This is a genomic window from Pseudomonas sp. Q12-87 (genome assembly GCF_001269755.1).
Classification (GTDB): Bacteria; Pseudomonadota; Gammaproteobacteria; order Pseudomonadales; family Pseudomonadaceae; genus Aquipseudomonas; species Aquipseudomonas fluorescens_S.
In genome coordinates this window covers 20,935-33,463 of sequence record NZ_LHVI01000038.1, presented here as the reverse complement: position 1 = coordinate 33,463, position 12,529 = coordinate 20,935, and the positions used below count along the sequence as shown (strand labels likewise).

Here is a 12,529-nt window from a genome sequence, read left to right as displayed (position 1 = left end):
GGAGTGGCGCTGCTGATTTAGAAATTTTATGTATTGTTCTGCTTATCTGTTTCTATAAAAAAAGCGAAAAGTCCTACTTTTTTCTTCGCTAGGCTTTGGCATTCTCCATGGCAGCCGGATGGGTGGAGGTGCTTTGAAGTGAAGGCCAATGTTCTTCAGTCGATGCTCCCGTCCAAATCGCTCAGCTTATAACCCTTACTTCCCAAGCAGGTCGTGAATGTCATATTCCGAAAAACTGTCCGCCCATTATATGGCTCTCGCTAAATTGCCAGTTTCCAATGAGAGCTTCGCGGGAGTGGACGTGCGTTTTTCAAATGAATACGAAACGCTGGAAAACGAGTTGGGCAAAGCCCAGTCGATGCATGAAAGTGGCCAAGTCGACTGGCTCAAAGTCCTGAGGGGAAGTGAATTACTGTTGAGTACCCAGTCGAAGGATTTGCGAGTGGCCGTATGGCTGACCTGGGCGTTGTATCAGTGTGAATCCTTTCAGGGGCTGCTGGCTGGGCTCTGTCTTTTGCAGCATCTATGTAAAAACCATTGGCTTGAAGTTCATCCCGCCAAAAACCGAACCCGAGCCGCCAGCATCAACTGGTTGGTGCCTCGTCTGGAGCAGGTATTAAGCGATAGCGTTGCGATTAAAGAGCAGTTGCCGCTGTTCCGTCATCTGGCGGAACAGCTTGAAGGCCTGGATACCGTTTGCAGCGCCCAGTTGGGTGAGGAGGCGCCTCTGTTATTGCCGTTGTGTCGGCGGCTCAGGAACATGATCCAGCGTGTCACTGATAACTTGCCACAGGCCGGGGCCATTGGAACCGTGGTGGCCCAGGTTAAGCATGCCGCCAGCCAACTGCTTGCGTCCGATGCTCCGATTGAAAATGAAAAAGAAGCTCATAAGGCATTGCGTGCCCAGCAGGAGAGTGCTCGTTCGTTATGCGCTTGGTGGCTCAAGCAAAAGGCGACCGACCCCCGCGCCCTGCGCTTGAATCGCACCATGCTTTGGCTAGCCATTGACGCAATGCCTGAGCGCAACGCAGAACAGATCACCCAACTGCGTGGGGTGCCGGCAGACAGACTGAAGACTTATCGGGATGGTCTCCAACAAGGTAATTACGCGGACCTGCTTGTTGAGATCGAGGCTAGCCTGGCGAAGGCACCGTTCTGGCTAGATGGACAACGGCTCGCCTGGGAGTGCTTGCAAGGATTGGATGCTGAGTTGGCCATGCGAGAGGTGGAAATCCAATTCGCGCTTTTCATCGAGCGCCTGCCGGGAGTCATCGAATTGTGCTGGCATGACGGTACGCCGTTCGCTGATCCAGACACCCGGACATGGATTGCAGCCCAGGTCACGCCCCATCTGCAGAAACCCAGCGCTTCGCCCGAAGTAAGTGCCAGGGGCAACCATGCACCTTGGGAATTGGCTCTGCAAGAGGCTCAGTCGATCCAGCGTTCAAGCGGCCTTAAAACTGCTGTCCAGTTTTTAAGGCAAGGCATGCAAAGCACTCCTGGGGGGCGCGACCGTTTCTTCTGGCGGTTCGTGATGGCTCGGTTGTGCTTTTCGGCCAGGAAATATGAGCTCGCCAAGGTCCAGCTCGAAGCCCTTGATCAGACGCTACAACACTCAGGCCTGAACATCTGGGAGCCCAGTCTGGAGCTGCAGGTGCTGGATTTGCTGCACACGTGCTGCGAGTTGTTGCCCCAGAACCACTCGGTGCGTGAATGCAAAGAAGAGAGCTACCGCAGGTTGTGTCATCTCGACCTGGAACTGGTAATCGAATAGGCCTCCGGGTCCCTAACTGTAAGGAGAAAGTCATGGCCAAAGAAGGCTCGGTCGCCCCCAAGGAGCGCATCAACGTCACCTTCAAACCAGCCACCGGCGGCGCTCAGGAGGAAATTGAGTTGCCATTGAAGTTATTGGCAATAGGCGATTACACCTATCGCAAGGATGAACGCAATATCGAGGACCGAAAGCCGATTGGTATCGACAAGATTACCTTCGACGAAGTACTGGCCAAGCAAGAGTTGACCCTGACCCTGAACGTGCCTAATCGCCTGCAGGACGGCGGTGAAACTCAGGACCTGGCTATACAGCTGCGCTTGAATTCGATGAAGGACTTCAACCCGGCGAGCCTGGTCGAACAGGTGCCAGAGCTTCAAAAGCTGATGGAATTGCGCGACGCGTTGATGGCGCTCAAAGGGCCATTAGGTAACGCTCCGGCGTTTCGTAAAGCCATCGAAGGTGTACTCGCCAATGATGACTCCCGCCGCCGCGTTCTGGATGAGCTGGGTCTGAATCCTGTAGCCCCCAGTGCTTGAATCACTCAGACAAGGAAGCCGATACATGAGTACCCACGCAGTACAGCAGCAGAGCCAGGGAAGCGCTAACCACAGCATTCTTGACAGCATCATCAGTCAGACACAACTGACCCCGGACGACGAAGCCTACGATATCGCCAAGCGAGGCGTGTCTGCTTTTATTGAAGAGTTACTCAAACCGCAAAACAGCGGTGAACCGGTCAAGAAGGCCATGGTTGACCGCATGATCGCCGATATCGATGCCACACTCAGCCTCCAGGTGGACGAGATACTTCATCACCAAGAGTTCCAGGCACTGGAGTCGGCGTGGCGCGGTTTGCAACTATTGGTCGAGCGCACCAACTTTCGCGAAAACATCAAGATTGAGATGCTCAGCGTCTCCAAGGGCGATTTGCTGGATGACTTCGAGGACTCGCCGGAAATCATGCAGTCGGGCCTCTACAAGCATATCTATACTGCTGAATACGGGCAGTTCGGGGGGCAGCCGGTAGGTGCAATCATCGCTAATTACTTCATGTCCCCAAGCGCGCCGGACGTGAAATTGATGCAGTACGTGTCCAGCGTCGCCTGTATGTCTCACGCTCCGTTCATCGCTGCGGCTGGCCCGAAATTCTTTGGACTGGAGAGCTTCGCTGGTCTTCCGAATCTCAAGGATCTCAAAGACCACTTCGAGGGACCGCAATTCGCCAAGTGGCAAAGCTTCCGTCAATCCGAAGACGCCCGTTACATGGGGTTGACCGTACCGCGCTTCCTGTTGCGCAACCCATACGATCCAGAAGAAAACCCGGTCAAGTCATTCGTATACAAGGAAGCCGTCGCCAACAGCCATGAGCATTACCTCTGGGGTAATACTGCGTACGCGTTTGCTACAAGATTGACTGATAGTTTTGCCAAATTTCGCTGGTGTCCGAACATAGTCGGGCCTCAAAGCGGTGGTGCTGTAGAAGACCTCCCGCTGCACCATTTCGAAAGCATGGGCGAGATCGAAACCAAGATTCCAACCGAAGTGCTGATTTCCGACCGTCGCGAATACGAACTGGCCGAGGAGGGGTTCATTTCCCTGACCATGCGCAAGGGCAGCGATAACGCCGCGTTTTTCTCAGCCAGTTCCGTACAGAAACCGAAATTTTATGGCATCGGCGCCGAGGACAAGCATGCGGAGCTGAACTACAAGCTTGGCACCCAGCTACCGTACATGATGATCGTCAATCGCTTGGCTCATTATTTGAAGGTTCTGCAGCGCGAGCAACTGGGGTCATGGAAGGAGCGTACGGACCTGGAACGTGAGCTCAACAATTGGATCCGCCAGTACGTGGCCGACCAGGAGAATCCGAGTGCCGAGGTCCGTGGTCGACGTCCGTTGCGTGCGGCGAAAATCATTGTCAGCGACGTTGAAGGCGACCCTGGTTGGTATCGCGTTGGCCTGAACGTACGCCCTCACTTCAAATATATGGGTGCCGATTTCACCTTGTCTCTGGTTGGCAAGCTGGACAAGGCGTAGGCGCGACTCATGACTTATGGCAGCCTTTTCGAGCGCCTGTCCGATGATGTCGGAAAAAATGCGGTTTTGAGCCGTCAGGTTCGCGTCACCGCATCAGTGGCTGCCCACCTGGCCAAGATGCTCAGTACCCGCGCTGGTAGCGTGCAGACGGTACCCGACTACGGACTACCTGATCTCAATGACATGCGCTTGAGCCTGCATGACGCAAGAAGCCAAGCCCGCGCGGCCATCAGGACCTTCATCGAGGCGTACGAACCTCGCCTCAAAAATGTCCGTGTCGCTTCAATGCCGAATGACGCTGATCAGCTTCGTCTGTCCTTCAGCATCGACGCGTTGTTGGAGGTGACAGGTGTCAAGCGGCAGGTAAGTTTTATCGCGTGCCTGGATGGCCGCGGCCAGGTCAAGGTCAGACAAGGATAGCCAATCATGTCGTTTAACCATTACTACCAGAGCGAGTTGACGGCGCTTCGCCAGTTGGGGCGACGTTTCTCCGAGCGGAATCCGGCATTGGCGCCATTTCTAGGGCAGGCGGGACGGGACCCAGATGTCGAGCGGTTGCTGGAAGGGTTTGCATTCTTGACCGGCCGACTGCGTCAGAAGCTCGATGATCAGTTGCCGGAACTGAGCCATTCACTGATGCAACTGCTTTGGCCGAATTACATGCGGCCGCTACCCGCCTTCAGTATTTTACAGTTCGATCCGCTGCAACGATCCGGTCCTGCATTACGAGTGGAGCGAGATACGCCAGTCGAAAGCAAGCCAGTCCAAGAGGTGCGTTGCCGCTTTTTGACTTGTTATCCAACTGAAGTCTTGGCGCTTGATTTGACCAAGTTGAGTTATTCAGTGAAAGGGGACGGGTCGCTATTGAGCCTGCGTCTGGAGATGCATTGCGACGGCCATTTTGGTGAATTGCAATTGAACCGTTTGCGTCTGCACTTCGCCGGCGAGCGTTACATCAGCCAAATGCTTTACCTCAGTCTGTTACGTAACCTTGAGGGAATCGAGCTGATCCCGCTGGACTACGCCGGTGACGTGCTCGCTGCTGAAGATGGCAGTCCGCTGGTGCTCAGGATCCCAGCTGACCATGTCCAGCCGGTGGGGTTTGCCGAAGAGGAAGCACTCATCCCGTACCCGCTGAATACCTTCCGCGGCTATCGATACCTGCAGGAGTATTTTGCTTTTCAGGAAAAGTTCCTGTTCGTCGATGTCAATGGCCTCGATGTGATCAATGCTTGGCCGCTCAGCAGCCTCAAGCGGATGCGAGGCCTGGACATGCGCTTTGATATAGGCAAAAGCAGCATCCAGCGGATGCGCCCCACGCTGGATAACGTGAAGCTTTACTGCACGCCCATCGTCAATCTGTTTAAGCATGACGCTCTGCCGATTCGCCTGGATGGCAAACAGGACGATTACCTGCTGCTGCCAGCCGATTATGACCAGGAGCACTGCGGGGTGTTTTCGGTGGAGAGTGTCACGGGTTGGAATCCCGGCGGTCTGGGTTACCAGGCTTATGTACCGTTCGAATCCTTCGAGCATGATTCGAGCTTCGACGTGCCCCACAGCCGCCCCTACTACAGCGTCCGCCAACGTCCTTCGTTGGTGCACGATGGCCTCGACACTTGCCTGGGCTTTGGCGTCAGACACGTCCAATCCCATGAAACGCTTTCGATTGAGCTGATGTGCACGAACCAAAACTTGCCTCGCCACCTACAGCCCGGGGACATCAATCAACCTGGTGACAGAAGTCCGGAATCGTTGAGCTTCCGCAACATAGGCCCAGTCACCCAAAGCTTTGCGCCTCCGCTCAATCGCGACTTCCTCTGGAAGCTGATTAGCAACATGTCGCTCAACTACCTATCGCTGGCGGACGTCAATGCGCTGAAGGTAATTCTCGAAACCTACGATTTTCCGCGCTACTACGACGAGCAGACAGAGAAGGTCAGCAAGCGTTTGCTGGATGGGCTCAAGTCGATCAAGCACCAGCATGTAGACCGGCTGCACCGGGGGCTGCCGGTTCGCGGCCTGCGCACTGAGCTGACCATTGATCCACAGGGCTACATTGGAGAAGGCGACGTGTTCGTCTTCGCTTCAGTCCTCAACGAATTTTTTGCTCTTTATGCCAGCCTCAATTCGTATCACGAGCTGCGAGTGAACAGCACACAGGGAGAGGTGTATCAATGGACGCCACGCATGGGCCAGCAGCCGCTTCTATAAACGTGCTGACAAAATCGATACGTGAATACTCACTGTTTCAGGCTGTGTTGCTGGTTATTGACCGGCTGCGTGAAGCCCATCCTGATCTGAGTGACGAGGAACTGTACGACCAATTGGAATTCCAGGCTAACCCTAGCCTGGGATTTCCGGCCAGTGACATCGAGCGTGTGGAGTTTTTCGAGGAGCAGGGAAGGGTGAAAGCGCGCCTGTGCTTGAACCTCATTAGCCTTGTGGGCGCAGGGTCACCGTTACCGGCGTTCTATGCAGAACAAGCCTTGGGACAAGAGGACACCAATTCGACTCGCCATTTCCTCGACTTGTTTCACCATCGTCTCCAACGATTAATGCTGCCGATATGGCAAAAGTACCGTTACTGCGCAAGCTTCGAGAGTGGTGCCAGAGACTCGTTTTCCGAACAGTTATTTGCACTGATCGGCCTGGGCGGCGAAGAAATTCGCACGGCCCGCCAACTTAATTGGAAACGTTTGTTGCCGTACCTGGGCTTGCTCAGCCTTCGTGCCCACTCCGCGGCACTGATCGAAGCCGTACTACGTTACTACTTCAAGCACGCTGAGCTGAAGCTCGAACAATGTATTGAGCGCTGCGTCGACATCCTTGGCGAGCAGCGCAATCGCCTGGGTAATTTCAACAGCCATCTGAGCGAAGACCTGGTGCTTGGCGAAAGGGTACGCGACCGCAGCGGCAAGTTTCGTATCCATATCCGCGAGCTGGACTGGCAACGCTTCCACGAATTCCTGCCCATCGGTATGGGTTATCAGCCGCTGTGTTCGCTGGTGCGATTCATCCTGCGTGATCCCCTTGAATATGACATTCGCCTGGTCCTGCGCCGGCAGGAAATACGTGAGTTGCGCCTTGGAGGACAGAACACGTGTCGCTTGGGATGGACCAGTTGGCTTGGACATGAACGCGCCGATGGTGTGCTGACCCTCGGCAGCAAACTCATTAGGAATGGATGACATGATCAACGTAGATCTTCAGCGACTTATTCAAACATTGGACGCCGAAACAAGAAGCGACCTGGAGCGTTCGGCCGAGCGATGCGTAGACCGTGGTGCCAATGAAGTTCTGGTGGAAGACTTGATGTTGGGCCTGTTGGAGCGCCCACGGGGTCTGCTCGTGCGTGCCTTGGAGGATGTCCGGATAAGTGCGGGCGAGTTGAGTGTCAACTTGCAACGACGAGCGGAAAGCTGCGCCTCGCGTAACCCGACATTCGCTCCCGAGCTGGTGCAATGGCTGCAAGATGCACTGCTGGTAGCCAATCTCGAATTGGGGCGGAGCCAGGTTGGACAAGCGGCATTGGTCCTGGCATTGCTGCTTAACCCGCTTCGCTATGTGGATCGCCCTTATCAAGCTTTGCTTAGCAAGTTGAATGTCGACCGACTGAAAGATTTCGTCCTGTCACAGCAGGTCCAACCGACCGAAGCTCAAACCGTTGCGTCGGGCGACTTTCTGCTGGAGCGCTTTACCCATAACCTGACTCAACAGGCCCGTGAAGGCCAGCTCGACCCAGTGTTATGTCGAGACGGTGAGATCAGGCAAATGGTCGATATCCTCGTTCGACGCCGGAAAAACAATCCAATCGTGGTCGGTGAAGCAGGGGTGGGCAAGACCGCCATTGTGGAAGGGCTGGCCTTGCGTATCGCTGCGGGAGAAGTACCGTCCGTGCTTGAAGGCGTTGAGTTGCTTTCGTTGGACATGGGCCTGCTGCAGGCCGGCGCCGGCATGAAAGGTGAGTTCGAGCGCCGTCTCAAAGGTGTAATCGAAGGGGTCAGGACTTCGCCCAAACCCATCATTTTATTTATCGACGAGGCCCACACCTTGATCGGTGCGGGTAACAGCGCCGGGGGGGGCGATGCGGCCAACCTGCTGAAGCCAGCGTTGGCTCGGGGCGAACTGCGCACCATTGCCGCCACCACTTGGGCGGAATACAAAAAATATTTTGAGAAGGACCCTGCCCTGGCACGGCGCTTCCAGCCAGTGCGATTGCACGAGCCGACTGTCGATGAGGCGGTGACCATCCTGCGTGGCTTGGTCCAGACCTACGAGAGCAGCCATGGAATTTACCTACGTGATGATGCGGTGGTCGCAGCGGCGCAATTGTCTGCACGTTACCTGGCCGGGCGCCAACTGCCTGACAAGGCCATCGATGTGCTCGACACCGCCTGTGCTCGTGTGCGCATCAGTCTGGCCGCTGCGCCGCAAAGCCTTGAGCGACAACGCGGTGAGTTGGTCGAAAGTGAGCGTCAGCGCCAGGCGTTGCGCCGCGATGTCGGAGCCGGCTTGTCTATTGATCTTCAGATGCTGGAGGCGTTAGAGGCGCGTCTGGGTGCCATGAAGGATGAGTGTCGGGCGCTGGAGAACCAGTGGACCAATCAACGCATCCTTGCGGAGCGCCTGCTATCGCTGCGTCAACAATTGGCCGCGGCGCGGGGAGCCGCAGCGGATCAGGCGCTTGATGTCGAGGTTCTAGAGGCGGCATTACGTGAAACTCATGGCGCGTTGGTTGCAGCGCAGGTCCATGGGCGCCTGGTCAGCTTTGAAGTTTGCCCGCGGCTGGTGGCAGAAGTGATCAGTGCCTGGACCGGTGTACCACTTTCGCAACTGGCAAGGGAGCACAACGTAAAAGTCGCCCGTTTCGCGACGGACCTGCGTACCCGTATTCGCGGCCAGGAACAGGCGGTGCAGGCGCTGGATCTTGCGATGCGATCGGCTGCGGCAGGCCTGAACAAGCCCGATGCTCCGGTGGGCGTGTTTCTGTTAGTGGGTCCGAGCGGCGTCGGCAAGACCGAAACGGCGCATGCCCTGGCCGACCTGCTCTACGGCGGTGATCGTTTCATGACCATCCTCAACATGGCCGAGTTTCAGGAGAAACACACCATCTCTCGGCTGATCGGTGCGCCACCGGGCTATGTCGGTTTTGGTGACGGCGGGATGCTCACTGAAGCCGTACGGCAAAAACCTTATTCGGTGGTATTGCTCGATGAGGTCGAAAAAGCCGACCCGGATGTGCTGAATCTGTTCTACCAAATCTTCGACAAAGGCATAGCCAATGATGGAGAAGGACGGGAAATCGACTTTCGCAACACACTGATTCTGATGACATCGAATTTGGGCAGTGAGCGTATCAGCGAGTTGTGCAAGAACGACGCTCGTCCGAGTGCCGAACGCCTGAAAGATTCCATTGGCCCGATACTCGTCAAGCATTTCAAACCAGCGCTTTTGGCCCGGATGTGTGTGGTGCCGTACTACCCCCTCAGCGGGCCGGTCTTGCGAGAGTTGGTGGAACTCAAACTCGATCGTTTGGGGGAGCGACTGAGCCGGCGTCAGCTGGGTTTCAGCTACTGCGGGCGTCTTGTTGAGCATCTGGTCGAACGATACGTCCCCAATGGTAGTGGCGCCCGCCTGATTGACCGTCTGCTGGACCTGCATCTGATGCCATTGGTCGCCGATCGGTTGGTTGCGGCCATGGCGGAGGACCAGCCACTGCGGCATGTACACGCTACGCTCGACGGCGACGTCAGCGTAGTGTGTGAGTTCGCCTGAGGTGGGTGCGATGTTCGAGACGGCTACCCAACCGCTTGCCCTTGCCGAAGCGCTTTTGACGCAGTTTTCCAAACTTTCGCGCTTGGCGGACGGTGATTGTTTGGTAAGGGATTTCATTCAGGGTGTAGCGGGACTGACCGGTTGTGAGCTGGCTCAGCTGTACTTGCTTGATGCCAGTCAAGGCCACCTGAAAGTACATGCTGAATGCCTTGATGGTCTCTTGCGGTTTCGGGAGCGGACCGAACGGTTCAATTACCACAGCGAGCAACTGTTGCAATTTGCCCTGCGCCAGAACCGTGTGGTTAGCCTCACAGAGCTGAGCAGTTGCCTGTATGAAACCAGTTTCCTTCCGGTCCGGGCCAGGCCCTGGCAGTCGCTGCTCTGTGTGCCCCTCGCCAACCCGCAGGGGGGCGTTACGGGCCTGTTGCTATGCGCCAGTGTTCAGCGTGTCGATTTGCATGGGTTCGCTGAATCCTTGCGACATCTTGGAGCTTTCGCGCTTGGCCAGATGCATCTATTACGACGCATATGCGGTCCAGTCGAAGAGCCCGTACATGTCATCGGTGATCTGCCGACCGGCAATGACTATGGCCTGATCGGCAGGAGCGCGGCGATGCGCCAGACTTGCTCGCTGATCAGTAAAGTATTGTGCAGCCCCTACTCCATCTTGTTACGGGGCGAGACCGGTACGGGTAAGGAAGTCGTGGCTCGGGCTATCCATGATTATGGGCAGCGTCGGTCCCAGGCGTTCATCGTACAGAACTGCGCGGCCGTTCCTGAAAACTTGTTGGAAAGCGAGCTTTTTGGCTATCGCAAAGGGGCTTTCACCGGTGCCGACCGGGATCGTACCGGGCTATTCGATGCGGCCAATGGGGGCACGCTGCTGCTAGATGAAATTGGCGACATGCCATTGTCCCTCCAAGCCAAGTTGTTGCGAGTTTTGCAGGAGGGTGAAATCCGCCCTTTGGGATCGAACGAGACTCACCACGTCGACGTTCGGATCATCGCCGCCACTCATCGTGATCTGAAGCAATTGATGGAAGAGGGCAGGTTTCGCGAAGACCTGTATTACCGCCTCGCACAGTTTCCGATCCAACTGCCGGCGTTGCGTCAACGCGAGGGCGACATTATTGAATTGGCCCGGCACTTTGCCGACAAGGCTTGCGCGCTCCTGCAGCGCGCTCCGGTTCGTTGGTCAGACGAGTCGCTCGATCATCTGGCCGCCTATGGCTTCCCAGGAAATGTCCGTGAACTCAAAAGCGTCGTAGAAAGGGCAGTACTGCTATGCGAGAACGGCGAACTGCGCGTCGAGCATTTTACGCTGCACATCCAGCCCCCATCCAATCGCGGCCGCGTAACCCTACGAGAACGGCTGGCGCAAATCGAACGTAGCCTACTGATCGACTGCCTGCGCGAGAGCGCCGGCAACAAGACGCGTGCCGCCCGTGAACTGGGTTTGCCAATCCGCACACTGATCTATCGCCTTGGCCGCTTGAACATTCAGCGCGGTGATTTCAATTGATCCAGCCATTACTAGCCCGTACCGATGCCAGCCTGGCTCGTTCACACCTGGAGATATTCCGATGCCTGTTTTGTCCCGGCAAGCCGCTCTGCTGGCGTTCATTGTGCTGTCCGCCCTCATGGGTTGCAGCGGTAACTATAAATTCGATGACATTGATTATCGTCCCCTGGGGGATCCACAGGCGGTCAATCGCGGCAAGTAACAACAAGGAGCTTCAATAAATGGAACTTGTTCTTGAAATGCTCAGTGCCAAGCAGTTCGTTGCTGCGCAGCGGTGCAAGAAAACTTTCGGGCCGGCTGGTGGCGTCATTGGAAGAGGTGAGGACTGTGATTGGATCATCCCTGACCGCCAGCGACTGCTTTCCAAACGTCATGCCCAGGTCAGCTTCCAGGAGGGCGCATTTTTTCTGACCGACACAAGTGGCAATGGGACGACCCATCGTGAAAGTGGAAGACGTCTGCCCAGCGACGCACCGGTACGCATACAGGACGGAGACGCCTACATCATGGGTGATTTCGAGATCCTTGCACGGCTGGTCTGCGGGCCTGAAATGAGACCTGTTGACCCCAACCGCACGATGTTGGCCGGTAGCCTTATTCCGGATGACGCATTTCTGGACCTCGATCCGCTGAAGGCTCTGGAACAACACGAGCATGTCCGCATGGATATAGATGCGTTGATAGATCCGGCTACTGCACGACCGGACATCCCAGGGAGTTCGGATTACGCTCGCATCGATATGGAAAACCTCCTACTGCCAAAGCTGGTTGCAGCGCCAGCTGAGTCTGTGGCGGAGCCAGCCCCGTCATTCGACCCTGTCGACCACCCCCTCGAGGATTTCTGGCAGCGTTTCGGTAACGCCTTGGGGATAAGCCTCGAAAGCTTGGACCAAGAGGCCCGTGAAGCTTTGGCGATCAGCGCCGCGCTGCTGCTCAAGCAAAGCATGAGGGGGGTGCAACAGAGCCTGCGCACACGCTCGGAGTTGAAAAACGAATTACGTCTACCTCAGCCATTCATTCAGGAGGAGCAGGAAAATCCATTGAAATCCGCTGACAGCGCGCTGCAGAAGCTATTGCTGCCGACCAACCCAGCACCATTATCGGCCGAGCAACTTATTACCCGTGCATTTCACGACCTGCAAGCCCACCAGGTGGCTTTGCTCTCAGCCAGTCGCGTCACCTTGCGTGCAACGTTGGAACACTTTTCCCCTCGACAGTTGATCCTACGCCTGGAGCGGGAGCACAAGCCGCTAATCAGCACCTCCGGCCACTATTGGAAGGCCTATAGCCGATATCACCAAGCGCTATGTCAGGACGAGGATTGGACCGATCGCCTATTGGTCCGGGATTTCGCCCAGGCCTATGAAGAGCAGGTTCGGTTGATTTCCAGCCTGCAAACCGACTATCACGGATGAACC

Annotated in this window: 10 protein-coding genes; all 10 read left to right on the top strand. The window is 56.1% G+C overall.

The features are described from left to right. Window positions 1–217: 217 nt before the first annotated feature. Window positions 218–1,774, top strand: a complete 1,557-nt coding sequence (gene tssA, locus AD663_RS27420; RefSeq protein WP_003187045.1) for a type VI secretion system protein TssA — start codon at window positions 218–220, stop codon at window positions 1,772–1,774. A 32-nt stretch (window positions 1,775–1,806) separates the two neighbouring features. After that, window positions 1,807–2,310, top strand: coding sequence for a type VI secretion system contractile sheath small subunit (gene tssB / locus AD663_RS27415; RefSeq protein WP_003187044.1), 504 nt, complete (start codon window positions 1,807–1,809; stop codon window positions 2,308–2,310). A 25-nt stretch (window positions 2,311–2,335) separates the two neighbouring features. Continuing rightward, window positions 2,336–3,811 (top strand): type VI secretion system contractile sheath large subunit, encoded by a 1,476-nt coding sequence (tssC, locus tag AD663_RS27410; RefSeq protein ID WP_003187042.1) that lies wholly within the window; start codon window positions 2,336–2,338, stop codon window positions 3,809–3,811. 9 nt (window positions 3,812–3,820) lie between these two features. Further along, entirely contained in the window at window positions 3,821–4,231 is a 411-nt protein-coding gene (gene tssE, locus AD663_RS27405; RefSeq protein WP_003187041.1) for a type VI secretion system baseplate subunit TssE, read from the top strand. A 6-nt stretch (window positions 4,232–4,237) separates the two neighbouring features. Next, window positions 4,238–6,025, top strand: coding sequence for a type VI secretion system baseplate subunit TssF (gene tssF / locus AD663_RS27400; RefSeq protein WP_053214869.1), 1,788 nt, complete (start codon window positions 4,238–4,240; stop codon window positions 6,023–6,025). Beyond that, complete coding sequence (tssG, locus tag AD663_RS27395; protein ID WP_003187039.1) at window positions 5,989–7,002, top strand: type VI secretion system baseplate subunit TssG; 1,014 nt, start codon at window positions 5,989–5,991, stop codon at window positions 7,000–7,002. The genes tssF and tssG overlap by 37 nt, the downstream gene beginning before the upstream one ends. 1 nt (window position 7,003) lies before the next feature. Continuing rightward, complete coding sequence (gene tssH, locus AD663_RS27390; RefSeq protein WP_053214868.1) at window positions 7,004–9,589, top strand: type VI secretion system ATPase TssH; 2,586 nt, start codon at window positions 7,004–7,006, stop codon at window positions 9,587–9,589. A 10-nt stretch (window positions 9,590–9,599) separates the two neighbouring features. Further along, window positions 9,600–11,111, top strand: a complete 1,512-nt coding sequence (locus AD663_RS27385; protein ID WP_003187033.1) for a sigma-54-dependent Fis family transcriptional regulator — start codon at window positions 9,600–9,602, stop codon at window positions 11,109–11,111. A gap of 61 nt (window positions 11,112–11,172) precedes the next feature. After that, a complete protein-coding gene (locus AD663_RS27380) occupies window positions 11,173–11,313 on the top strand; it encodes a hypothetical protein (protein WP_003187032.1) in 141 nt (46 codons plus the stop codon). Window positions 11,314–11,332: 19 nt separating this feature from the next. Then, window positions 11,333–12,526: a type VI secretion system-associated FHA domain protein TagH gene (gene tagH, locus AD663_RS27375; RefSeq protein ID WP_003187031.1), complete on the top strand. Its 1,194-nt coding sequence runs from the start codon at window positions 11,333–11,335 to the stop codon at window positions 12,524–12,526. Window positions 12,527–12,529 lie beyond the last annotated feature (3 nt).